At 60.4% G+C, this 23,655-nt stretch carries 15 protein-coding genes; 1 reads left to right on the forward strand and 14 read right to left on the reverse strand.

Annotated features, from left to right (window positions below):
- Position 1: 1 nt before the first annotated feature.
- The 7 genes from mads8 to ACFQPS_RS08025 are packed head-to-tail and all read right to left on the reverse strand — an operon-like array spanning position 2 to position 16,900.
- On the reverse strand, positions 2-5,461 hold the full coding sequence (gene mads8 / locus ACFQPS_RS07995; RefSeq protein WP_377357961.1) for a methylation-associated defense system ATP-binding protein MAD8: 5,460 nt from the start codon (positions 5,459-5,461) through the stop codon (positions 2-4).
- On the reverse strand, positions 5,458-7,140 hold the full coding sequence (gene mads7 / locus ACFQPS_RS08000) for a methylation-associated defense system protein MAD7 (protein WP_377357963.1): 1,683 nt from the start codon (positions 7,138-7,140) through the stop codon (positions 5,458-5,460). Before mads7 ends, mads8 begins: the two co-directional genes overlap by 4 nt.
- Complete coding sequence (gene mads6, locus ACFQPS_RS08005; protein WP_377357965.1) at positions 7,137-11,279, reverse strand: methylation-associated defense system protein kinase MAD6; 4,143 nt, start codon at positions 11,277-11,279, stop codon at positions 7,137-7,139. Before mads6 ends, mads7 begins: the two co-directional genes overlap by 4 nt.
- Complete coding sequence (gene mads5 / locus ACFQPS_RS08010) at positions 11,279-12,676, reverse strand: methylation-associated defense system restriction endonuclease subunit S MAD5 (protein WP_377357967.1); 1,398 nt, start codon at positions 12,674-12,676, stop codon at positions 11,279-11,281. The genes mads6 and mads5 overlap by 1 nt, the downstream gene beginning before the upstream one ends.
- Positions 12,673-14,691, reverse strand: coding sequence for a methylation-associated defense system DNA methyltransferase MAD2 (mads2, locus tag ACFQPS_RS08015; protein WP_377357969.1), 2,019 nt, complete (start codon positions 14,689-14,691; stop codon positions 12,673-12,675). Before mads2 (ACFQPS_RS08015) ends, mads5 begins: the two co-directional genes overlap by 4 nt.
- Positions 14,688-16,721 (reverse strand): methylation-associated defense system DNA methyltransferase MAD2, encoded by a 2,034-nt coding sequence (mads2, locus tag ACFQPS_RS08020; RefSeq protein WP_377357970.1) that lies wholly within the window; start codon positions 16,719-16,721, stop codon positions 14,688-14,690. Before mads2 (ACFQPS_RS08020) ends, mads2 (ACFQPS_RS08015) begins: the two co-directional genes overlap by 4 nt.
- Positions 16,721-16,900 carry a helix-turn-helix domain-containing protein gene (locus tag ACFQPS_RS08025; RefSeq protein ID WP_417715182.1) on the reverse strand — a complete coding sequence of 60 codons (180 nt, stop codon included), beginning with the start codon at positions 16,898-16,900 and terminating at the stop codon, positions 16,721-16,723. Before ACFQPS_RS08025 ends, mads2 (ACFQPS_RS08020) begins: the two co-directional genes overlap by 1 nt.
- 165 nt (positions 16,901-17,065) lie before the next feature.
- Between ACFQPS_RS08025 and ACFQPS_RS08030 the strand changes: the two genes are divergently transcribed.
- Complete coding sequence (locus ACFQPS_RS08030) at positions 17,066-17,422, forward strand: helix-turn-helix domain-containing protein (RefSeq protein WP_377357973.1); 357 nt, start codon at positions 17,066-17,068, stop codon at positions 17,420-17,422.
- A 132-nt stretch (positions 17,423-17,554) separates the two neighbouring features.
- Here the strand turns inward: ACFQPS_RS08030 and ACFQPS_RS08035 are convergent.
- The 7 genes from ACFQPS_RS08035 to ACFQPS_RS08065 all read right to left on the reverse strand — a co-directional run bounded on the left by ACFQPS_RS08035 (position 17,555) and on the right by ACFQPS_RS08065 (position 23,653).
- Positions 17,555-18,732 (reverse strand): IS3 family transposase gene (locus tag ACFQPS_RS08035; protein WP_377357975.1). Its coding sequence is split into 2 segments (ribosomal slippage): positions 17,555-18,459 and positions 18,459-18,732, totalling 1,179 coding nucleotides; the frame shifts between segments, so codons are not numbered across the junction.
- Between the two features lie 106 nt (positions 18,733-18,838).
- Positions 18,839-19,312 (reverse strand): helix-turn-helix transcriptional regulator, encoded by a 474-nt coding sequence (locus ACFQPS_RS08040; RefSeq protein WP_377357976.1) that lies wholly within the window; start codon positions 19,310-19,312, stop codon positions 18,839-18,841.
- Positions 19,313-19,386: 74 nt separating this feature from the next.
- Positions 19,387-20,160 (reverse strand): SDR family oxidoreductase, encoded by a 774-nt coding sequence (locus tag ACFQPS_RS08045; RefSeq protein WP_377357978.1) that lies wholly within the window; start codon positions 20,158-20,160, stop codon positions 19,387-19,389.
- A gap of 145 nt (positions 20,161-20,305) precedes the next feature.
- Positions 20,306-21,124 (reverse strand): F0F1 ATP synthase subunit gamma, encoded by an 819-nt coding sequence (locus ACFQPS_RS08050; RefSeq protein WP_377357979.1) that lies wholly within the window; start codon positions 21,122-21,124, stop codon positions 20,306-20,308.
- Positions 21,121-22,671: a F0F1 ATP synthase subunit alpha gene (locus ACFQPS_RS08055; protein WP_377357981.1), complete on the reverse strand. Its 1,551-nt coding sequence runs from the start codon at positions 22,669-22,671 to the stop codon at positions 21,121-21,123. The genes ACFQPS_RS08050 and ACFQPS_RS08055 overlap by 4 nt, the downstream gene beginning before the upstream one ends.
- Entirely contained in the window at positions 22,646-23,407 is a 762-nt protein-coding gene (locus ACFQPS_RS08060; RefSeq protein ID WP_377357982.1) for a F0F1 ATP synthase subunit B family protein, read from the reverse strand. Before ACFQPS_RS08060 ends, ACFQPS_RS08055 begins: the two co-directional genes overlap by 26 nt.
- Positions 23,408-23,410: 3 nt before the next feature.
- Positions 23,411-23,653, reverse strand: coding sequence for a F0F1 ATP synthase subunit C (locus tag ACFQPS_RS08065; RefSeq protein WP_012565602.1), 243 nt, complete (start codon positions 23,651-23,653; stop codon positions 23,411-23,413).
- Between the last annotated feature and the right edge of the window lie 2 nt (positions 23,654-23,655).

Raw genomic sequence — 23,655 nt, forward strand, 5'->3', positions numbered from 1 at the left:
ATCACTGGCGTGCTATTGCCGTTTTGGTGCTGCCTCCATGCTGCGTGATGCGAGGACGGCACTTGATCTTCACCGCGCCCCGGGAGAATGCGTCGTCCGAGGCCTTGCTCGACCACACATAGGCCTCGCCGGTTCCGAGATGGCTCATTTTGTCGGAGGTCAACTCGCCAAGGGCGGCATTCGCCTTCTGGATATGCTTCAGCCAGGCGGGCGAGTTGAATTTGTGCATGATGATCTGCGATGACAGCTCGATCAGAGATACAGGGACCGATGGCGGGTCCTGAGAGGCCACCATGATGCTGGTCCCTTTATGTCGCATCTCACGGACGACCTCTACCAGGCCGGAAACCAAGTCATCGTTCTCGATGTACTTGTGGGCTTCATCGAAAACCACCAGCTTGTTGAATGCGCTTCCCTGGTAGGTTGCTTCCGAGAAAATCTGCAGCATCACCACGAACAGGCCGAGGGCCTCGTCCTTTTCGATGTATTCATCTCGCAGATCCACGATGATCAAACGGCCTGGACGAATCAGATCCTGGAGTCGCTGGTTATCATCGATGTATTCGCTAGCGAACAATAGGCGCGTCTGGGCCAGCTCTTTTAGGTGATCGGACAGACCAGAGCTATCGATGCCAGCTCGAAGAGCATCCAAGGTCAGGTTATCCCGCAGTCCCCTCATGATGAGGTTGATTTGCCGCATATACATGCTCTGACTGCCAATCGCTCCCATCAGGAATTTCCAGTGCGCCGCCTTGAGTTCGGAGGCAGAAAAAGCAATCGGCTTAACCTCGATATCCGGGTACTCGGCCCGGCGGTCATTCACCTTGTTTGCCGGGGTAAGAATCAGGACATCTTTCAGGGCTTCCGGGGTAGCCTTATAACGCTCACGAAGGATGGAGATCTCTTCATCCACCGAGTTGGCATTGATCATCGAGGTAAACTCCGGCGCATAATCTTGCGTCGGGCTGTAATGGAAAATGACCGTGGCGAGCGGGCTTGGCAGCACATTGATGTGCTGAAGCGGCATCGAGGCCATCTCAATGACTGTTCCAAGGGTGTAGCTCTTGCCGCCGCCTTGAACCCCAAAGAGACTGATCGTGTGGGTGTGGTTGAGGTCCAGCGCGATCTTCCTGCCGGATACCTCTCCGAGCAATCCGTACTGGGGCGAGTCACCATTAACGCCCAGCATGATGTCATAGCTGACCTCAGCTTGAGGTGCAGGCTCGGGTGTTGGATGTTCTGGCGCTTCAAGCGCGGGTTGAACAGGTTCTTCCGGTTCAACAGCAACGGCGGCGGGCTGTTCGTCCTCTTTTTCTTCTTCTGGCGCAATGGTGGAAGGTCGAGGTGCTTGCTCGACGGCATCCGCCTTTTCCTCTTGGGCAGGTGCGGGTGTTTCCTCTGCGGCAGGAGGTGTTGGCTGGGTGATTGGTGCCTCCGGCTCTTCGTCCCAGAGCTCATCCACCGTCCAGGACGTTGACCGGGCTCTCTTGGGTGCGATGAAAGCAGCTGTCTCGAGCTTCGGCACGTTCGGTATAAACTGCTCGCTCAGGAGGTGCGCGGTCGGCTCCTCCTCAATCTCGACGGAAATAGGCTTGCGGCAGCTCTCCAGCAAGGCGTGAATGAGATCCTTGCCGATGCGGTGGAATTCAATGCCCACCTCGTTGTCCGGGGCTTCGGTTCCGGTCTTGTCGAAGTCGAAGATCAGGGCGCTGCGTCTGAACTGAAGCGAGTAGCCCTGTTCGATGGATGCAAGTAGCCCTCGCGCTTCCTGCGCGGCAGTCACATCAAAGATCCCGTAACGCAGTGAGCGTTCCAGATAGAACCGAAGGATCTGAGCCAACTCCCGGCTCTTGAGCAACCTATCCGGCCGGTCCGGCTTTTTCAGGGCCGGGTCAAAGTGGCGCTGGAGTATGCGCTCGCTCTGATTGATTTGGGCGGAGATTCGCTCCTTCAGTTGGTTGAAGGCCGCAAAGTCACCGACCTGCGAATAACACTTCACCTCGACCAAGTTGCAAGTGATCGTCCTGGTGTTTAAATCCAAGTCGAACAGACCCAAGTCGGTGCGTTGCAGGCTGATGGCATCATTGACATCGTCTGACTCACCGCTTGAGCGGTAGAGGTCCGTGTGTGCGTCCAACGGCACAATGACCTGATTGCTCAACGCGCCCTGATATTCGAGATAGAGCCGCGCCAGGGCCAGGCCAAGAGCTTCCGCCTGTTGCGTGCGTGCGGAAATCAGTTTCAGGGCGAGCTGTCCGGAAAGCGACCGCAGGTTTGCCAGAATCTGAACCGACTGCTCGCCGTCGGCGGACAAGCCATGCTCAAGCAACACCGGCTTCAGCATGGCCTCCAGCTCATCGTTCGAGCGCGAGGAGATGATCAGGTTGTGTGTCGCCTGGGAGCTGGCTCCCGGCACATAGTCAATCAGATAGTCCGGTCTATTCTTCCGGCCGCCATGGTCGAAAAACTCAATCCCCATATTTCGGTCGATGGTGAACACCCAATCGCTGATCTGATGAACCTCGTAGATCAGTTCTCGTTGGGCCACATCAAGGCCAAGGGTCACGACGGGCACGGCTTTGAAACTGGCACCAGAAGCAGCAACCGCTGAGGTAGCAAAACAAAGGTGACGGCTCAGGGACGACAGCAAATCGAAACACGCAGAGTGGTTGTCCGCCCCGAGGGAGCGCCCGACAATCGGCCGCTTATTCCAGAAAGTACCCGAATCGTCATCAACGAATTCGGTGTCGAAGTCCTGTATCAACCCATGCAGCGGAGTCACTCCCATCGGTTTCTCGGCAATGGAAAGCTCCTCGGCGGGAAACACATCTAGAAGAACGCTGATGTGTGCCGGAAACTCCTTGGAATTTGTATGGAATTCATTCAGCGCGTGCTTGGCCAAGTTCAGCTTGGAAAACAGATGGCTGCCAGTTGAAGTCGCAAACGCGTCGGCTGCCTCGTTTACCGTCGCTCCGGGGCGGACCATAGATTCAAGCGCCTCACCCAAAACAGGCGAGTCGGGATCGGAGGTAAAGAGCCGGATATCATAGCGCAAATCGGCATGCTCACGCTTCTGCTGGAGCGATATCAGGGCCTCCGCTACCACCGAACCGGCCCCGGGGTTGAAGATGTTCAGGGATAACTCTCGCACATACGGATGCTGGGAGAGATAGCGCTCGATCTTGTCCGCAATGACCTTTCCGGAAATATCAGTCCCCGCCGCAGAGGGCTCGGCCAAGCCGAGGGCCGAACAGATCTCCGCCATCAGGCCACGGGAATTCTCCTCGGTTGTCGGGGCGTAGAGCGCCCAAAACGCATTCAGGTTGTCCACCGGAGTGAAGATGCGGCCATCCTCGACGGGAATACCGACCGGATAGGCAGAGGGCACAAGGCCATCCAATAGCGCGGAACGGACGTGAGGAATGTGATCCTTCCCGCCCGACTTGATCTTCTCGATCCAATCCTTACCCAGGGTGACCCAACTGCTCAACCACAAGGCGCGGAGCGGATGGGTTGGGGAGGCCAATACGGCCTCCCGATGCCTTCCACGGAAGTCGGTCAAGATGACATGAATGGAATCAACGGCCAGCACGTTTCTGAGCGCTTGCAGATGTTGCTGACGCTCGGCACCAGAAGTCGTCTCGGCCTGGCGGATGAGGTTCCTGACCAAGTCAAGGTAGCTTTCAGCGTAAGCGAGGCATTCCGTTTCCGAGTCTCGAAACGAAAGCCCCTGCATGATCAGCTCGGCAGTGTCTTTGCGCACCGCTGCAAAAAACTCTTCGCGGGCAGCCAGGAAGGAGGCCATTCCGGCAGAAGATGGCAGCGTGAGTCCGACCTCGGAAGGCGGCTCGGCAGTATCCAGATTGATCTGCATTCGCCAGCCTGAAGGGTGCTTGGGCGCCGTCAAGATACGCTGCTCGATGTTTTTGAGCATGCGCGAAAGCGGGATCTGAACAGCGCCCTCACGACCGAATTTCGCAAGCAAGGTTTCCTGCCGGGAGGTCTTCTTCGAACGAGCGCCCTCGGCCCAGGCGACACCACTGATGACGATATCATCGGGATCGCGCTCATCGCCCAATGCAGCCAGTTGCAGCCGGAAAAGCGCATGCTCGAGGCTCTGCTCAATGGGAATGGCACGTTGCGGCGGTTCTTCCTCGATGCGGCCACCGGGCAGGACGTAGAAAGGTTCGCTCTCATAGGAGCGTTTAGCGCCCTCGGAGGGGGAATCCGGTTCCAGCGGAATCGGATCGCCATCGGCCGTCCAAGGCATTACACGGATGAAATGCCATCCTTCCTCGAATTCGATTCTGTTGAGTTTGGCAAGGTTGGTCGTGCATTGCAGGCGGCTCGGCGTCCAGGCCTTCACCTTTTTGGATTTTCCTACCGGACCGTTATTCTGCGAAACGATCTGAACCGTAAAATGGTCAAGCCCGCTGACCTTACCCGGGTGAGGGTTAACTTCGAATACCACGTTCATTTTGCGGCGATCATTCGGGACTAGAACCTGCTGTCCGATGAGACCGGAGAGTTGGTCGTCGGTCTCATCGTCCTGAATGACCGGCAAGTCGGTCGCCGAGACCGTCAGAAGAACTTTGTCCAGCGAAAGCTCTTCCTGGAACGCCCATTTGTCGAAAGAAATGCTCCACCAGCTCTTGTCGACCGCGATGGGCGGCGTCCAGGCTTCGGGCTCTTGGACATCGTGCTTTTCAAAGTAGGTGAACAGGCGCGACTCCAAAGCCTTGTCGCTAAGCCCCAGATCAGCGATGCGACCACGAACCGACTTGTGCGAAGTCATCAGACTGCGGACGCTGCCGAGGTTACGGCGAATCTTGCCGTTGACCGTGTCGGGATCGGCAAAGAGCTTGAAGTCTGGAATTAACGTCAGTTCATACAGGCTGGCCCCGAGGGTTTCTCCATCAACCCCGTTTTCGAGCGCAGTGAGCAGGTACCGCACGCGGGAGACATCGTCGGCAAATAGCCAATCCTCCTCGGTGAGGATGCCCAAAAGATCGCGAACATGACCGACCAGCGTTGCCGGAAGCCGATCAAGCAGCGAGTTGAAAAGGTCCCCGTAGATGCCGGTGAAAGCCAACTCTTCAAAGGTCGCCACGCCAAAAGAGTCCTCGGCGCTGGTGCGGAGTGAGGTGGGTATGAAGACCAGCAAAGGCTGGCGCAGTTCGCCGTTTGCGTCCGGGTTGCGCAGCTCCACCAGTTTCGTAGATGTGACTCGAAATTTCTGGCCATCTTCGTCATGGCTGCCGAGGATAAAGATGTTTCCGTCGGACCGGGTTCGGCGCAGTTGCTTGCAGACCGACTCCATTACATCATTATCGAGATCGGTGACCCGCATGCAGTGGCCTGGCCCGCGGTCCTCCAGGATCGCTTCGATACGAGGGCATAGGAGACCAGCGACCGCAGCGTTCAATTTATCCTGAGAAAGCTTGGTGAACGCGTTACTCATGCATGCCTGCCGTTCTTATCAGTTCCACCGTTTCTCTCAATTGCATAGCGGGGCGATACCTTCTGGGTCACGTAGGCATCCGAAAGGTCTTCATAGAACCCAATTTCACGCAGGCGCCGCTTGAAGGTTTCGAGGTTAAGGCGCAGGGCGCGTCTGTCGAGGATGCTGATGTTCGGCTGGGCTCTTTCCGGCAGCCGGTCGATGTGAAGGCCATAGCGGTTCCTTAAAAAGACCAGCAACTCCTCGATGCGGACCTCTCGGGTCACGAAACGCCCGCCGTCCTGGGTGAGCACAGCCAACTGGATGAGCACTTCAAGCAACTTGCTTCCCAAGACAAAGCGCCGAGAACTTCCCTTCGTCCGGGATTGAGCCAGAAGGCCGTTCTCTTTGTTCTTCAGTAGCAGAGAGTCCAGGCACTCAGTGATGTACTGGCGGTGATACTTGCCGCGATACGCCATCAGGATTTCGATGAAGGCTTCAAATTCGCTAAGGCCCATGCCTGTGACTTCCCGGATCTCCGGATCGACGTCCTCGTTCCCGGAGCTCGATTCCTCGATCAGGCTGGCCAAGCGGAATTTGAAGTAGGCTTGGCGGTCAGCGTCATGCTCCGGCTTCAGCAGGGATACCAGATCGCCAACGGTGAAAACGCCGGCCCTAGGGGTAGCTAGCTTGCCCGCTTTTTTGCTCAGGTACTCCGCCATTTCATCGAGCTTCTTGACGGCGAAATTGGCCTGCACAAAGGCCGGTATCTGACGATAGAGCCGGTCAGTGGACTTGCGCGCCAGCTCGGCCATATGCGGATTGTTGACATCCCCCATGTCCACGACCAAAGCCACGCGGTAAGGACAGCCCTCCAGCGCATTGTCGAGGCCGGGGTTGATCGGGCATTCCTTGGCGGTACAGAGATCGTTGCCAGACCGCTGTTTCACCAGCTTCGGCAGCATCTGCAGAATTTTGAGGTGGTAAAGCGCCAGATGGAATGCCATCAGGGTTTTGAGGTAATCCACCAGCACCGAACGCGGTATGTAGGGCTCGTAGGCGAGTAGCCGCAGAATGTCGTCGGCCATGATATCGGCCTGGCCGATACACAGCGGCTGGAAGCGCGAGGGCTCTTTGGAGTCCTTCATGTCTTGGGTGACCTGGTGATCCAGACGCAGGATTGCCTGCGTTTCCACATCCACCGATGCGTTGGGATCGTAACGGTCCGTCACCAAGTCAATCCCCGGAAAAAAGAAACGCTTCAAGGCATCTCGCGCCGCTTGGCCTTTGCCTTTGCGGGCATAGAAAAGCATCCAGTAAATCTGCTCGGCCGCCCCATAATCCCGGGTATGCTTGGCGTTGCGGAACTTATAGGTGTTGCCATGCAGCGGCCTTGGCGCGGCCACGGCCTGATTGGCTTTGCCTCGATTAACCACATCCATAAGATCGGTCTCGATCCAGCGGTGTACTACCTGCGGAAAGCGATCAAAGCCCGCGAACCATTCTGGATGCTCGATGAAGTCCTCCATGAACTCTTCAACTGTCAGGTCGCCGCCTCGGGGCGGACGTCGACTGGCATAACCGTCGTATTTCAGTCGGGGGAAGAGCATCGTCAGCACACGATCCATCTCGATGTGCTTAAAATCCAGGTACGTCGTCTTGGGAGTGCGGAACTCCTTGTCTCTACCTTTGATGCTCATGCTTCCGCCCTCCTGCTTATTTTTCCCAGATGCAGGATGCCTTTGTCGTCGCGCCGGATCTGAAAGAATTCGAAGCCGCTTTCAGTGAGAAGCACCTCCTGATAGGGAGCGGCGGATAGAACATTCTTGAACACAGCCAGGCTGAGGTAGAACCCTTCTTGTTCTTCGATGCTGGGGCGGTAGCCATTGTTGAGCCGCATCAGCATTTCATAGATGTCGAGATTGATGCGCAGGTTGGCCTTGTGTCCATCGCCGGAGTCGTAAAGCAGTACCAGCGCCTGAGACAGGCACTCGAGGAAAGGGTGAGCCGCCGTTTCCTGCTCGGTGCGGAGGGTGAAATGGTCACCGTCAAAAAGGCGATAACTGCGGATTGTGCCTTTATCCACCTGGCGGACACGCAACGCCAACTGGTTGCCCAGCCGCGCCGGATCGCTCAGACCTTCGCCCCGGTTGACAGCTCGAAGAATGGCGGAAACCTCATCGGCGCTTTTCGCGCCTGGCTGCTTAATGGCATCCAGGAAGGTATCAATGCTTCCGTATGGCAGCATCTCCTTCCAACCGATGTCGCGTCGCTCAAAGAAATGGCGGCGGCGCATGTGCGATAGGTAATTCCGGTGCTTGGCGATCAACCGATCACGGTTCTTCGACGAGTAATCGCGAGGTAGATTGCGGAACAGCGTCTCCAACAGAATACCGTCGTACCCGGCCCGTTCCGTGAACGAGAAGCGGCTCATGGCCTTGGTCTGGGGATTGAGGAAGCCGAGTTCGCGGTCCAGATCTGGGTTGCTGACTTCGGCAACGTCGATTTCGCGCAGCAAGGCAATCAGCCGGTCATTCGAGCCTTCCGCCCCGCCAAGCCAAGAATTGAAATAAAAACCGTCAAGGATGCGATTCTGGATTTCTTCACCGCCATTCTGATAGAGCTGGTGAATTCCGTCGCAATCCTTGGTGCCCACCAGCATGAAGGCGAGCGCCGAACGCAGGTCGCGCATGGTAATGTGCAGTCGGCCGCGCAGATGGGTAATGGTGTAGAGCATCTGCAGGCGCTCGACCACCTTGGGACCGGCAACCGGGTCCTGGAAGGTCCGGGCATTGTGATAGGCATAGCACTTGCCCTTGAGATCACACTGCTCGCAGGCCTGCCAGTATTCCTGCTGCGTCATGCGGGCGATCAGACGCTCCAGAATCGAAGGCTGTCCTCCCTCGGGTTGGGCGACCACCGAGCGCAGATTGAGGTTGATGACCGCGATACCGCCTTCCGGAACGGCTCCGGCCAAGCCCTGGTGGATCTGCTCGGCGAGGAGCGGGAACTCCTCTTTATGCTCCAGGAAGAAATCGACTAGCCGCCCCTCATTAATGGCAATCAGCCGAGTCTGATTCTCGGGCCAGCCGGAGGCATCCTCGCCCGCGAAAGGAGCGAAGAACTTCCGAAGGACGGCATCATTGCGCTCGTCGCCTTCATCCTGGCTGCCGTCGTAGTTGCTCTGGTAGGTATGCCCCTTAAGCTGGAACACAGCGCCATTCGCGCCGCGTTGCATCTGTGCGCCCTTGCTCTCGGCAAAATCCTCCAACTGCTGAATAAAGGCCGTCTTACCGTCGCCGGCGTTGCCGCTGATGATGACAAGGCGGAACTCGCCCTTGAGCAACGCAGGCTTGAGCCTCTCGTCCAGATAGGTCGGCACGTAGGTGGCCTTGCCAACTTCATCGAGCCCACGTGTGCCAGCGTTGGAGACCTGGCTCTGGCTGTAGAGCGTTAGCAGGTGGGTGACAAAGGGGTTGGTGTTGGGCTTGGTCGGCTCGAAGCCCAGCTTGAACACCGCCTTGGGTCCGGTACCAATCTCGCCCGTCGTAAGCACCGCGCGCAAGCGCTTGACCTCGGCAATGGCCGCCAAGAACTCCTCAGCTGACGAGAACCGATCCTTGCGCTCCGGCGCGATCATCTTCACCAGCACATCGACCAGCGAAGAGCTCAGGGCGGCGCAGCTTTTGAACTGCTTGGGGTCCTTGGGCTGAGTCTTGATCGGCGGTGTGGGGTCGTCGAAGGGATACTTGCCGGTTAGGCACTCGTAGAACGAGATGCCGAGGGCGTAGAGGTCGCGGTCGACCCGATCCGAAACTCCGGGCTCGGAAGAGTAATCATAATCCGGCGGCAGATAGCGGCGCGTGCCGCCACCGCCTTGAACCTCATCATTCTCGGAGACCGCCACGTTGAAATCGATGATGCGGACGCCTCTGTCGGTCCAGAGCAGGTTCGAGGGCTTGACGTCCTGATGGTAAACGCCGTGCTTGTGAAGATGGGCCAGCCCATCGGCGGCCTCACGCACAATGCGCACAGCATCATCGAGCGACAGCGCCTCAGCATCGATCAGATCGGAAACATCCAGACCCTCCACATACTCAAAGACGATGTACGGCGTCTGCTTGGCATCGGCCATGCGATCGGCCCAGATCACCTTAACCACATGCGGATGTTCGGGCAGATTGGTCAGTGTCTTGTATTCGCGGCGCAACCGCTCGTACACGCTGCGGCGGTCTTTGGTCACCAGCTTGATGACCCGCACCACGTCGCCCAGAGAATCAAATACCTTGTAAGCCACGCCGAAGCCGCCGCTGCCCAATTTCTTCTGAATGCGGAAGCGGTCCGCCAGGATGAAGTCCTGCGGCAGGTTCATCAGATTTTCGGGGAGCTGAGGTACGACGACCGCCGGGCCGCTCACATCCGGGCCGGAGTCATTCTTGGCCTCGGGCAGAATTAAGTCATCCAGGCCCTTCCGGGCGATGGCCGCGCTGGTATGCCTTTCCTCGGGGTCGAACTCGCAAAACTTCTGCAGCCACTCGTCGATCCCCTTGGGCAGATCCGGCTTGTGTTCCGAGGGCTTCATCGGGAACTGGCCGTCGGCCTCCATCATCTGGTCTATGCTTTCAAAGGGAAGCTCGCCGGTCAGCAGCTCGTAAAAGATCAGCCCCGCGGCATAGAGGTCGGAGGCAATGCTGGCCTGGCTTGGGTCCTTGAAACACTCTGGAGCCTGATACGCAGCTTCCAAATCATCTACCACCTGGTCGGCGATGGTGGAGGTGCGGTTCTTGCCCACCCGGGCGAAATCGAAACCTGTCACACGGGCCTGGCCGCCCTTGGTGACCAGAATGGCATCCGGGGTGAGATTGCGGTGGATCACCTCATGCCGGTGCGCATGGTCCAAAGCCGACAAAACGTCGCGCATTACCTGGAGTTTCTGGTCAAAGGTCAGCGCCAGGGAGGCCTTGTTGACATGCAGGCGTAGCGCCTGGCCGGGCAGGTCCTCCGTGACCAGCACCACCGTATCTTCATCGTCGACGACAAACAGGTCTTTCACCGCCAGCACATTGGCATGCGTCGGCATGTGCGCCACCGCCCGGTAGGCGTTGCTGATCTTCTTGAACTCTTCGTGTCGAGCGGCCTCATCCTGATATGGGTCGGCTTGGTAGACGCGAAGCCGCGCGAAGCCGCCGCTCTTTCCCAACAGGTTATGTTTTGCTCGATACTCGGTGTACCGGTCAGTGCCACCGAGTTTTTCTTCAACCTGCCAATCGCGAAAAATCAGTGCCGAACTCTTCGGCTTGGCTTTGCCGGTGATAACCTTGGCAATATGAGTATGGAAGCGCGCGATGTTGTCGAGGCGGCTGTCGGGGACACGGCTCGAATCCCGAAAATACTTAAGGCAACGCTTGAAGTTGGTAACATCTGGGCTGTCGATACCCCCTTGATCGAATACGGCAGCGTCATCGGCTGTGAGCAGCACGGCCGCATGAACATGCGCTTTGCGGAGTTCGATAAGGCCGGGGTTGCTCTCGCGGATGATGGTCGCCATGGCCTTGGCGTGGCTGCGCAGCTTAGCCAGCGGTGAGAAGAATGGCTGCCGACCCTCGGGATACCACTTGGAGCCATACACATCGATGTTGCCCCGCGTGCCCTTGACGTCCACGAGATACACCGCATGGGGAGCGAGGATGGCGATGTCGATTTCAAACACCTCGTCGCCCTGGCGCATCTCAAAGTTATGGAATATCAGCCAGCTATCCGGGAGGTGATCCCGAAGAAAGCCGATCGCCTGGCGCTCAGAGTCGTTGGCAGGTTGGCCGATGGGTACAACTTTTGCCATCAGTGCCCCCCGGCCTCGATGGCGTTCTCAACGAGTTCACGAGCTTGGTTCTCGCAAGCGATCGCTTCATGGCGGAGCTTGGCGCTCTGGACCCCGAGGGAGCCAATCTCTTCAATAAGTCGAGCTCCGAGATTTGGCACCTGAACCGATTTAATTTGGCTCACATCGAGATGCGGAATCGAAGATCCATATGCTCGTGCCTTCAGCTGCCGACGCCCATATTCAGATTTAAGCGCAACAAAAACATACCCAGCCACGTTCTCGTCCGGGCAATTTATTCTGATAGCATCCTCAGAGACTGCCCCACCTATTAACTCGCCATAAGGAAGAACCGGGGACCCGATGATGCCAGTAATCTGGCCAGATCTAGGTATAAGGACAGTCGATTTGCCCACCACAAGGCTGTCTATGCCGGTCATATTTTTCGGAATCAGATAGCTCGGCTTAGGGTCTGACCACATCAAGGCCGAGGTTCCGAACAGTGGAACGCCAAACGCCGGATCATCGATCGGAATTCTCTTAAATCTGTTAGGTTCAACAACCGATGTGCACATTTCTGAAATAGAAGTCGGTGGCGCCTTCGCATCTTTTAGCAAAAAAACCGCCTCGTCATGGTGATGGCTGTGAAATGCGCCATCCATCCGATTCACGATGCAGGTAGACGATACGGCGTTGACCCCAAAAGGTATCCCGTTCGATGCGGGAAGCTCGGGGAGACCAGCCGCAGTCGCCATGTTTGCGATGGCTGTATTAATCAAATCATTCGCGGCCACGCGTTTTTCAGCAGCACACTCGATCAGATTGTGAACGTGCTCTTCTAATTCACCGAGGCGCGGAACTGGCAGATCCGAGATATGATGTGGTTCGATGTGCTGGATGATTGCTCCGTAAGTGCCTGAAACAACGAGTGGCACACCAAAACGGCTATGCAAATAGGCGTATAGGTAACCAGGCTTGATCTTCTGCTCATCAGGGGCCACTCGCATCACATGTTCAGAGCAGGCCACTCCATCCATGTCAGAACGTGCATAGGCCATCCGGCCGATTGTTCCCGACCTAGTGATGAGGGTCCAGCCAGCTCGGATTGTGAAGTTTGGATTCGCTCGAACTTGCTTCTTTGAGATGAGGGGTAGCCCAGACAAATCTGCGGCCAGAACATCGGTGCTTCCCATAAACCGGACGCCAAACTCCTCGGCCTCTACCCACTGACGGCTCTCTCGGCCAGCATGGAAGATATCGACAGTGAGATTAGCTAAATGCGTCTTCTCCGCGGGCAGTTTCCTCAGCAGTTCCCTTGCTTCCATTGCCCCAGAGAGGTACGGACCGCAGTCTAGCCGGCGCCCATTGTTTTCCAGCCAGGTGCTCGGAACAGATTTGACCTGAAACTTTCTGCTCATTGGGACACCTCGCCGGTTTCCCGGAAGCTCTTGTACTTCTCCGCCACCACGGGCAGCTCGTCATGAATACGGCGGCTGCGGCGTGTCGTGCGGCGAATCTCGACTTCACCAGCTTCGCGTACCCGTTCGACCACTTCCTCGTCGAAGATGAGTTCCTCCCCATCCGGCGCTCGTTGGAACAGCAAATTCCCCCGGGCATCGACGCCAGCGCGATCGACCACGGCCATGAATACCTTGTATTCTGGGTGTTCGGTACGCATCAGCTCCTCCTGGCTACGACGGCGCAGCACCAGGAAGCTGGGCAAGGCAGGGGTTAGGCCATATTCCTTGACGGTGACCTTGAACGGTTCCACCGGTAGATCAACCGAGGCCAGCACTTCGCAGTGTCGCAAGATCCACCAGCGCACGTATTCATCACTCGGATTACCGAGAAGACCATCCGGCAACAAGATGCCGATTCGCCCCGTGCCCGGCTTGACCCATTGCAGGGCGCGCTCGATGAACAGGACTTCAGGGGGTACACCACCCACATTTAGATTGCCGGTGTTCCGGAACCCGCCAGCCTCGTCGCGCTCCCAAGTGTTGCCCAATTCGTAGCGCTCGAGGATGGAGGCGTCGCTGACCGTATCCTGGGTCGAGAACCACGGATTCAGCAGGACAACGTCCATGTTGCCCAAAGCCATCGCAGGGCGAGCAGCTTCGATACCGTCTAAATCCCCGTCCGGGAAAGTGCGCGCGTCGATTCTAAAGACGCGGCCAGGATTGCCGATTGTGAAGAGAAGGTTCATGCGACTGGCCACGGCCAGAAACGGATCGATGTCACAGCCAAGGGCATTCGTGGAAGCCCAGGCCGCGGTTTCCTCTTGTGCGCGGCGGATCTGCTCACCGGTAGCTTCCTCAGGCGAGGTTCCTAAAGCCGCGAGCTTTTTCTTGAAGACGTGAGCAGCGGTCATGGCCAGGAACGTGCCGGTGCCGCTGGAGCAGTCCATTATGCGTTCGCCGGGCTGCGGGTCGAGCATCTCCACCGCCATCTCGGCGACATTCAGCGGTGTCGGATACCGACCCTCGCGGCCATCCATAACGCTACGGGCAACTGCACGGAACGCTCCCGTGCGGAAACGGGGTTGCGTTTCGCTCAGGGAATAACGCGCCAGTTCCATGACCACACGAGCCGTCTCATGAGGCTCTAGCGTCAGCTCCCAGCCACGGGTTAACAGGCTTGGCTGCCAGGCCTTGGCCGCAGCGATGGACTCGTTGATGCGTTGGGCGATCGCCTGCTGCCCCGGCTCCGTGAAAGGCTCGTCTCCCCTGATCCAAAACTTGCGTTCGCCGCTCGGCAGCGTTTCGTCGAAAATCTTGGCCAGCATCAACACCGCCAGCTGTTTGAAGGTGTCCTTGTGATCCAGGCCCAGGTTTCTATTCAGGAAACGGTGCGAGCGCAGCAGTGCATCCTCGAGGTCTTCCGCCTCGGCACTGACTTGAATGACCCCGCCTGTCCGATCCAAGTCAGCGGTGTGCTCCCCCGGCGCCGGCCAGATGCCTAATGGCTTCGATCGAACCTCGAACCGGGTGCGTTCAACCTGGAAGAGGAATTCTTCCTGGCCGTTCGTCCACATTCCCAACGAAGCGCCAGGGATCAATTCCAGCAGCTCCTTGAGCTCCCGCAGGTCTATGTCAGCCTCGGCAATGGACCGAAGCTTGTCGCGCTTCTTTTGATTTTTGCAGACTATAATCCGTTGCAGATTTTCATTGGTGTGCTCCGCATCGGGGCGAAAGATCGCAATATCAATGCGCTTACGCCCCTGGCCGGGTATTTGGGGGTTGTAATTCAGCTCAATATCGTCTCGATCGAAACCGTAGCTTTCGATCAGCTGTCGGAGCACTTTTTGAACCAAGAGCTTCTTCGCCGAAGCGCTCTCCTTGTCCCCCGTCAGAATATCGATGAAGAAGTTATCGGGCCCGCTTTCTTCGGCCGCATCCTGAGAAGCTTCGATGACACTTTCTTCGTCACTCATCCGTTCTGCTCCTTCAGAAACTCACGGTACTTCTCAGCGATTAGCGGCAGATCATTGTCCTCGATCTTTTCGCTGCGGGTCAGAGTTCGCTCTACGAAGCGCCCCCCGATACGAATTCGCTCAGTGTGCTGTTTAGGTTCGATGATTTCTTCGCCGTCTGGAGTGCGCTTGTAGAGTTTGTTGCCACGGCGATCGAAGCCAACCTTGTCCGCTACGGCCATGAAAACTGGATATTCCTCGGCTCCGCCCAGCGCCTCGCGATGCTTCTCCTGGTCATCCTTTCGGCGCAGGAACAGAAGGCTGGTAAGAATATTGACGTTGGCTTCCGCGATGAATGCCTCCACCGGCAGATCGACGGAGGCGAGCACCTGGGCTTCCCGCATGATCCACCATCGAATATATTCCGCTGCCGGATTGCCGAGAACGCCATCGGGCAGGACGATGCCCATGCGGCCCTTGCCGGGCTTCAGCCACTTGATGCAACGCTCAATGAAGAGGATTTCGGGTGCAACGCTGCCCTTAAGCACACCGGTGTTGCGGAAACCACCTTCGCCATCCGGCTCCCAGTTGTGGGCCAGCTCGTACTGCTCCAGGATGTGCTTGTCGGTAATCGGAATATCCGACCCGAATGGTGGGTTGGTAGCGATGATGTCTACCGAACCTAGCAGGATCTCTCTTTTGGCGGCCGGAAGATCCGCCAGATGCCCCAGCGGGAATTCTAGGGAGTTGATGTTGTAAATGTGACCGCGGCCGTCACCAGCCAGCACCATGTTCATCTGCGCGGCGCGGATCAGGAACGGGTCGAAGTCGGCCCCGAATACGTTTGAAGCGGCATACTCCTTCAGCCGCTCGTGGACACTCAGAAATTCAGTGGTGCTCTCGTTACCGGCTTGGGTATTCTGCTCCTCGCGGAACTGCTTGAGCATATGCCCTAGAGTAGCGACCAAGAATCCGCCGGTGCCGCACGCCGGATCCAGTAAGATCTCGTTCTCTTTCGGGTCGAGCATCTCGACCACCAGCTTCACGACGCCCCGCGGAGTGAAGTACTGACCGCGGTCGCCACGAAGGTTGACGCCAACCAGCTCCTGGTATGCCACGCCCTTCGCATCGACGTCTGTGCGGGTGAAGTCGTATTTGGCCAATTCGGAAACGATAAAGGCCAGCGCCCGGTCGGAGAGACTGATCTCCTCGTTTCCTCGGAAGATGTTTTTGTACTGTTTTTTCACCTCGGTGAAGAGCTCGTCGATGCGCGCACGGATGGCCTTGCGCCCGTCCGCCTCGAACTGTTCCTTCGGGCCAGCCCAGAAGCGGCGCTGCCAAGCCTGGCGTTGCTTAGTGCGCAGGTTTTCGTCATGCATCTTACAGAAGATCAAATACAGGAACTGCCAGAAGGCGGCGTCCTTGGGCATTCCCTCGTTGCCATGAATGAAGTTGTGACAACGGCGGAAGGTGATCTTGAGCATCTCGTTGTCGGCGACCCGGGTATGGGCATCGGAGATGACCTCCTTGGTGCCAACTGACTCTTCGGCCATGGGCCAGTCGCCAATGGGGGTGCACTTGGTTTCGAAGCGCTTCCGTTCCTTCTCTACAAAGAAGAACTCCAGGCCATTGGTCCAAAGCCCGTACTGAACCGCATCGACGTCCCGCATGATGGTTTCGATTTCGTCTAGGTCCTTGGCGGCCTGTTCGAAGTCACGGATACGGACGGCGTTCTTGCCGATAGTTGGCTCCTGGCGGCAGAGCACAGCACGTCCGAGATTCTCCAAGGTGTGCTCCTTCCCATGGTGGAAGATGGCCACATCCACCTTCTTGCGACCGCCGATGGAGAAGTCCAATTCCATATCTTCGGGAGAGAATCCGTACTCGTGGATCAGAGCTCGAATAATTCGCTGTCGAACGATTTCCTTTTTCGTTTCTTTGATCTGCTTGCCGGAAGCATAATCAAGAATGTATCCCGCCGGAATCGTGTTTTCCGTCTGCGAAGGCGCCTTCTTTTTTCTCTGCTTCGTTTCCTTAGTGCAGGCGGACATTATTGCTGATCCTCGTCGAGATGGTCTTGTGTAGTGCGCTTTTGCTGCCCGATCCACGCATCAATGTCTGCACGAGAAAAGCGCCATTGCCCCCGAACCTTGAAAGCAGGCAGCTCGCCAGCTTGAGCCATGGAGTAGACCGTTTTTTCCCCCACCTTATAAGAGGGCGGCGACCTCACGCAGCTTCAGGATCTCTTCGCTCGACACGTCAGCTCCCCTTTCTGGCGAACGGCCCAGACGGGCGCGATCGGACAGATTATGCTCGTTCTTACAAGACATTGCCGCCATACGCCAGCCGTTTTTTGCGTTGCATAACACTAAACAATGCGGTAGGTACCACGGTCATGAGGAACTTCGGCGAGACACTGCGAGAACTGCGCGTTGCCCAGGACCTGGGGCTCCGGGAGACGGCTGCGAAAGTTGGGATCTCGCCAGCCTATTTGAGCCGCATCGAACGTGGTAAGGAGAAGCCGCCGAGCGCGGAAGTGATCAAGGCATTGGCCCGGGTCTTGGCCGCCGATCCGGATGTACTCTTTCGCCTGTCATCCTCAACTGACCCAGAGATGACTGAGTTTCTCCACGGGCACCCAGAGCTCATGGCGCTTTTGAGGTTCCTGAAGGAGCATCATGCATCCAATTCAGAAATTCAGCGTCTTACGAAGCTAGCAAATGACTTGGTCAAAAGGCGTGGCGCTAACTAGACCTCGACGTTCATCTTTTCTCTAGTGCGGATATACAGGTGCGGCCGACCAACAAGTAGCACATGATGACAGAGGTGGCCCCGTCCGTTTGGACAGTTTGGCGGCAGAGTTAAGCTATTCCCCGGTTCACGATCATGCCGCCAGTGCGCTGATGGTCACCCTGTCCGGGGCATGCCCCGGACAGGGTGACGGCGCGGTTTGATGATACGCCTCGTCGGGCGTCTGTCCACCCAGGGCCGAGTGGGGCCTGTGGGCATTGTAATAGGCGATCCACCGGGCCAGTCCGGACCGCAACTCGGAGCCCGTCTCGAAGGCGTGCAGATAGACGCACTCGTACTTCATGGATCGCCACAGGCGTTCGATGAAGACGTTATCCATCCAGCGGCCGCGCCCATCCATGCTGATGCGCACCCCGGCATCCTTGAGCACGTCGGTGAAGCGCGGGCTGGTAAACTGGCTGCCCTGGTCGGTGTTGACGATCTCTGGTGCGCCGAAGCGCGCCAGGGCTTCCTCCAGAGCCTCAATGCAGAAGTCGGCCTCCATGGTGTTGGACGCTCGCCAGGCCAGCACCTTGCGGGTCGCCCAGTCCATGATCGCCACCAGATAGAGGAAGCCCCGCCGCATCGGGATGTAGGTGATGTCTGCGCACCAGACTTGATTGGGCCGTTCGATGGCCAGCCCCCTCAGCAGGTATCGGTAAGTCGGGTGCTGGGGATGGGGCACGCTGGTGCGCGGCTTCTGGTATATGGGCGACAATCCCATCTTGGCCATCAGCCGCGCCGTCCGCTTACGCCCCACCGTATAGCCTTGGCGCCGGAGATGGCGGGCCATCTGCCGAGCGCCGTAGAACGGGCATTCCAGGAACGCCTCGTCGATCAGGCGCATGAGCGCCAGATTGAGCGGGCTCTCGCCGGTCGGGCTGTAGTAAAACGCCGACCGGCTGATGGATACCAGCGCGCATTGCTGAACCACCGACAGCCTGGGATGGCTCGGATCAATCATCTGCCGCCTCCGCTCGACGCTCATCGACCGAAGGCTTTGGACAAAAAATCCCGCTCCACCACCAACTGGCCGATCTTTGCATGCAACTTGGCGAGCTCCGCCTCGCTCGCCGCCTTGGCCACCTCGGACTTGCCCGAGAACGTCGCCGCCATCCCCTCGACGGCCTGACGCTTCCACGCCGCAATCATCGTCTGGTGGACGCCGTGCTTGGCGGCCAGTTCCGCAAGGGTCAGATCGCCTTTGATCGCCTCCAACGCCACCTTCGCCTTGAAATCCCCGCTGTAGCGCTTCCTTGTCACTTTACCCATCTGTCCCAGTCCTTTTCAGGCTGGGGAATAGCTTAACACCCTGTCCGAATTTCCGCGGCCACCTCTGACGGCCTCACTGACAGGCGACCGTCATCACGGCTCAAAGTTATGCGCTGAACTGGTGAGCGTCGCGAACGCCTGAGGTGCTGGAGCGGATCATCATCTCCTCGTACTCCTCGATGTCGGTTAGGCGATAGACCACTCGCCCGCCGACCTTGAGGAACTTAGGGCCCTCGCCGGTCCAACGCCAACGCTCAAGGGTCCGGTGACTGATCCGCCAGCGTGCTGCCAGCTCCATCTGGTTAATACAGATCACATCGACTTTGGTTGCCTCCATCTTCGTGTCCTTTCGTGCGGGCAATTTTGACTGCGACACAACGAAGGCGTGGGCAGAAGACACTATCAAGGTAATACTGGCCTGAGCGTCAAAGGCTGGACGATGCACTGCTTTTTTGGTGAGAGCGAAGTTATGCGGTAGCGAAGATTCACCTACGAATACGAGGGCGTGCTGGCGCGATGTGGGGCATACTTCGAGCGAGTTTGTCTCCAGGTGCTTTCCCTCCGCCACCGGCCCGAGCATGGCCGCTCCCCCCACAATCTCCATAGCGGACAGTCGCCCTGACTGAACGGGACCGCGCCCGGTCGCTGCTGCGCTCAGGCGCGGCCAGACCGCGCCTGGACCTTGGTGATCGAGTTCCCGCCATCGGCCAGCAGCGCCGTTCCCGTGATGAACGATGCGGCGTCGGACAAAAGGAACAGGGCGGCGCGGGCGATCTCCTCGGGCGCGGCCATGCGCTTCAGGGCGTGCATGGCCCGCACGGCGTCGTGAAATCCGGGGTCGTCTCCGGCCATCGGTGTCAGCGTGCCGCCGGGCAGAAGGGCGTTCGCGCGCAGCCCCGCCGGCCCGTGCTCGGCGGCGAGCACCTGCACGAGACCGATGAGCCCGGCCTTCGAGGCCGCATAGGCGCCCATGCCCGGCAGGCCGATCGTATGCCCCACGAAGGAGGAGGTGAACACGATCGAGCCGCCGCCCCCCGACAGCAACGCCGGGACCTGATGCTTGGCGGCATAGAAGGCCGACGTCAGATTGACGCCGATCACCTTGTGCCAGGTGGCACTGTCCATCGCCGGGACGGGACCGAGGTCCCCGGTGATGCCGGCATTGTTGAAGGCCCCGTCGAGCCTGCCGAACCGCTCGATCGCACGTTCGACCAGGCTCGCGTGATAGTCTTCCTGTTCGACATCCCCGGCCACCGCCAGAGCGCTGCCGCCCTCCGCCCTGATGCCGGCCGCATGCTGTTCGAGCAGCCCCGCGCGTCGCGCCCCCAGCACCACGTTGGCCCCTTCCCGTGCGAGAAGGCGGGCCGCGGCCTCACCGATTCCGCTGCTGGCGCCGGTGACGATGACCGTCTTTCCCTTCATCTGCATGTCCGAATATCCCGGTTGATGGTGGGATGGCAGATACGGGACCGACGCGATCAGAACGACCCGATTGTTGCGCTGGGCCGGGAAGGACCGTCTTCCTCATCGACTGTCCTTACTTGCGACAGGTCAGGAGTTCAGGAGGCAGCCTTCACTCGCCCCGGTCGATGGTCAGTTCGGCCAGTTCCTGGGTCGTGAGGTCCTGGCGCAGGCGGTTGGCGAGGCGGGAGAGGTCCTCCAGCCGGTCCTTCACGTTCTGGCCGGCCGACAGCATCACCGACAGCCGTGCCGCGTTCTCCGCCGCGAAGCTCTCCATCGCGGCATGGGCGAGGCGGGCGAACAGGTATTCGTCGGCGAGGTGATCGACCAGTTCCGCGGGCGGCAGGCCGAACAGGGGGGCGGGGCCGGGCACGGCGACATGGGTCGGCAGCCCGGTCGGATAGAGCGGCTCCAGCGCTACGCCGTGCGGATGCGTCCGGTACAGCAGGTCCACGCGCCCCAGCCGGTGAGCCGTCAGGGCGGCCAGCCGGTCCGCCACCCGTCGCGCCACGGCCATGACGCCGCCGACCTGGGTCGCCATGGGCACGCACCACGCCGGCCGGACCCCGTGCTCCTCCAGCATGGCCGCGCCGCGGCTGCCGGCGACCATGACCGCGGCCACGGCCCCCTCCGTCCGCAGCCGCTCCAGCAGGGGCTCCTCGAAGGCGCCGACGAAGCCGTGCTCGGCCGCGAAGACGATCACCCCGCGGGCGGTGCGGGGCCCCTTGCCGTCGGGCCGTGTCTGCGGCAGTGCGGACAGGGCACGGGCGAAGGCGGACTGAACCACCCCGGCATAGGTCCGGGTGCCGCCCAGGGCCGCCGTGGCCTGCTGCAAACGCACGGCCGCCAGGGCCCGCATGGCATCCACCACGCTGCCCAGGTCGCCGATGGCAGCCAGCCGGGTCTCGACCTCCTCCAGCCGCTCGCTCACTCCCCGGGTCTCCCGTTGGTGGCAGGGGCGGCGGCCGGGGGTGTGGCGGGGAGCAGCCGGCGCATGGTGGCCAGCAGCGCGGCCCGGGTGCTGTCGTCCAGCGCCTCCCCCGTTGCCAGCCGGGCCGCGATGGCGCCGTGGTCCGCCAGCGCCGCCAGGGCGTCGGCGCGGAAGCGGGGGATGCGGTCCAGCGGCAGGGGATCGAGCAGCCCCTCGGCGAGCGCCAGCAGCAAGGCCACCTGCGCCACCAGGGGCAGGGGCGCCAGCCGCGGCTGGGCGAGCAGCGACCGCAACCGGCGGCCATGCTCCACCGCCCGGCGCGTGCGCTCGTCGGTCATGCCGCCGAAGCGGGTGAAGGCTTCCAGCTCCGCGAACTGCGCATAGTCCAGCCGCAGGCTCTCCGCCAGCGGCCGCAGCGAGCGCGACTGTGTCTTGCCGCCGACCCGGCTGACGCTGCGGCCGACATCCACGGCGGGCTTCTGGCCCTCGTGGAACAGCTTGGTGTCCAGCACGATCTGGCCGTCGGTGATGGAGATCAGGTTGGTCGGGATATAGGCCGAGAGATTCCCGGCCAGCGTCTCGGCCACCGGGAGCGCGGTCAGCGAGCCGCCGCCGCGGGCGTCGGACAGCTTGGCCGAGCGCTCCAGCAGCCGCGAATGCAGATAGAAGACGTCGCCCGGGAACGCCTCGCGTCCCGGCGGCTGGCGCAGCAGCAGGGCGATCTGGCGATGGATGGCGGCATGCTTGGTCAGGTCGTCCAGCACGACCAGCGCATGGCCGCCGGAATCGCGGAAGAACTCCGCCATCGTCATGGCGGCGTAGGGGGCCAGCCATTGCAGCCCCGGCGGCGCATCGGGGGAGGCGACGACGACGATGCTGCGCTCCAGCATGCCGCCGGCCCGCAACGCCTCCACCACCTCGCGCACGGAGGATGCCTTCTGCGCGATGGCGGCATAGATGCAGACCACGTCGCCGTCGCGCTGGGCCAGCATGGCGTCCAGGGCCAGCGCCGTCTTGCCGGTGGCGCGGTCGCCGATGATCAGCTCCCGCTGGCCGCGGCCGATGGGGAACATGGCGTCCACCACCGTCAGCCCGGTGTGCAGAGGCTGCGTCACCTCCGCCCGCTCGGCGATGGCCGGGGCAGGGCGCTCCACCGGGTCCAGGCGGCTGGCGCGGGGCGGCGGCCCGCCGTCCAGCGGCCGACCCAGCGGGTCCACCACCCGGCCCAGCAGCCCCGGCCCGACCGGCACGCGCACGATGGCGCCGCTGCCATGCACGGTGCCGCCAGCGGCAAGCCGGACGCCGTCGCCCAGCAGCACACAGCCGATGGTGTCGCGGTCCAGGGTCATCGCCAGCCCCGGCACCCCGCCCGGCAGCAGCAGGATCTCGTCCGCCCGCGCGCCGGGCAGGCCGGAGACGAGCGCGACGCCGTCGCCGACCCGTTCGATCCGGCCGGTCTCCTCCACCCTGGGTCCGGGGGGCACGGTGCCGGCGCGCTGCGACGCCTCCGGCAGCCAGCGGTCAAGCGATCCGGTGAGCGTCGTCATGTCCGTCCAGTTCCAGTCCGATGCGGCCCAGCAGGTCCCGCCAGCTGTCCCGGATCACGGTGTGGGCGAGGTGCAGCTCAACCCCCGCCAGCAGCTCGGGATCGTCGGCGAAGGCGACGGCGATGTCCGGTCCCAGCAGGGTCCGGGCACGGTCGCGGCAGTGGGCGCGGCCGGTCTCGTCCAGCGGGACGGCGGTGACGATGCGGATGCCGCCGTCCGCCGCCTGCCCCGCCAGGACCTGCCGCTCCGGTTCCGGAAGGTCGGTCAGGCGGGCCCAGACCCGGTCCAGGAAGGGCTCCACCCGCGCGCCCGGGGCCGCCGCCGCCAGCAGCCGGCCGGCGATCTCCACCGCCAGCCCGGCGGCCTTGCCGCGCAGGTCCGCCTCGGCGGCCCGGCGCTCCTCGGCCAGGGCCTTGCGGCCTTCCGCCAGGATGCCGTCCGCTTCCCGCCGGGCGCGGGTGCGCAGTTCCTCCAGCTCCTTGCCGGCGCGGGCGCGGGACTCCGCCAGCAGCGCGTCGGCCTGCGCCTCCAGGTCGGCGCGCAGGGTCTCCGCCTTCTGCCGTTCCGCCGTCGCCGCCTCGACCCGCAGGGCCGCGTCGTCGAGCAGACGGGTCGCCTCCGCCTTGCGCCGGTCGATCATGGCCAGCACCGGGCGGTACATGAAGTGCCGCAGCAGCAGGACCAGGATCAGGAAGTTGACGGCCTGTAGCGCGACCGTCCAGCCGTCGATCGCCATGGCTTAGCCGACGAAGGGGTTGGCGAACAGGACCAGAAGCGCCACGACCAGGCAGTAGATCGCCATCGTCTCGATCATGGCGAGGCCGACGAACAGGGTGCGGGAGAGGACGTTGGCCGCCTCCGGCTGGCGGGCGATGGCATCCATGGCCGCTGCCACGGCCTTGCCCTCGGCCAGCGCCGGGCCGATGGCGCCCAGGCCGACCGCGAAGGCGGCGGCCAGGATGCTGATCATCTCGATGGTCATGA

Source organism: Rhodocista pekingensis, from assembly GCF_042665545.1.
Classification (GTDB): domain Bacteria; phylum Pseudomonadota; class Alphaproteobacteria; order Azospirillales; family Azospirillaceae; genus Rhodocista; species Rhodocista pekingensis.

Excerpts from the sequence above, each read along its gene's own strand:
- ACFQPS_RS08060 (WP_377357982.1), bottom strand. The coding sequence starts at position 23,407 with ATGGCGATCGACGGCTGGACGGTCGCGCTACAGGCCGTCAACTTCCTG.
- mads7 (WP_377357963.1), bottom strand. The coding sequence starts at position 7,140 with ATGAGCATCAAAGGTAGAGACAAGGAGTTCCGCACTCCCAAGACGACG.
- mads5 (WP_377357967.1), bottom strand. The coding sequence starts at position 12,676 with ATGAGCAGAAAGTTTCAGGTCAAATCTGTTCCGAGCACCTGGCTGGAA.
- mads2 (WP_377357970.1), bottom strand. The coding sequence starts at position 16,721 with ATGTCCGCCTGCACTAAGGAAACGAAGCAGAGAAAAAAGAAGGCGCCT.
- mads8 (WP_377357961.1), bottom strand. The coding sequence starts at position 5,461 with ATGAGTAACGCGTTCACCAAGCTTTCTCAGGATAAATTGAACGCTGCG.
- mads2 (WP_377357969.1), bottom strand. The coding sequence starts at position 14,691 with ATGAGTGACGAAGAAAGTGTCATCGAAGCTTCTCAGGATGCGGCCGAA.
- ACFQPS_RS08030 (WP_377357973.1), top strand. The coding sequence starts at position 17,066 with ATGAGGAACTTCGGCGAGACACTGCGAGAACTGCGCGTTGCCCAGGAC.
- ACFQPS_RS08065 (WP_012565602.1), bottom strand. The coding sequence starts at position 23,653 with ATGACCATCGAGATGATCAGCATCCTGGCCGCCGCCTTCGCGGTCGGC.
- ACFQPS_RS08040 (WP_377357976.1), bottom strand. The coding sequence starts at position 19,312 with ATGCTCGGGCCGGTGGCGGAGGGAAAGCACCTGGAGACAAACTCGCTC.
- ACFQPS_RS08045 (WP_377357978.1), bottom strand. The coding sequence starts at position 20,160 with ATGCAGATGAAGGGAAAGACGGTCATCGTCACCGGCGCCAGCAGCGGA.
- mads6 (WP_377357965.1), bottom strand. The coding sequence starts at position 11,279 with ATGGCAAAAGTTGTACCCATCGGCCAACCTGCCAACGACTCTGAGCGC.
- ACFQPS_RS08055 (WP_377357981.1), bottom strand. The coding sequence starts at position 22,671 with ATGACGACGCTCACCGGATCGCTTGACCGCTGGCTGCCGGAGGCGTCG.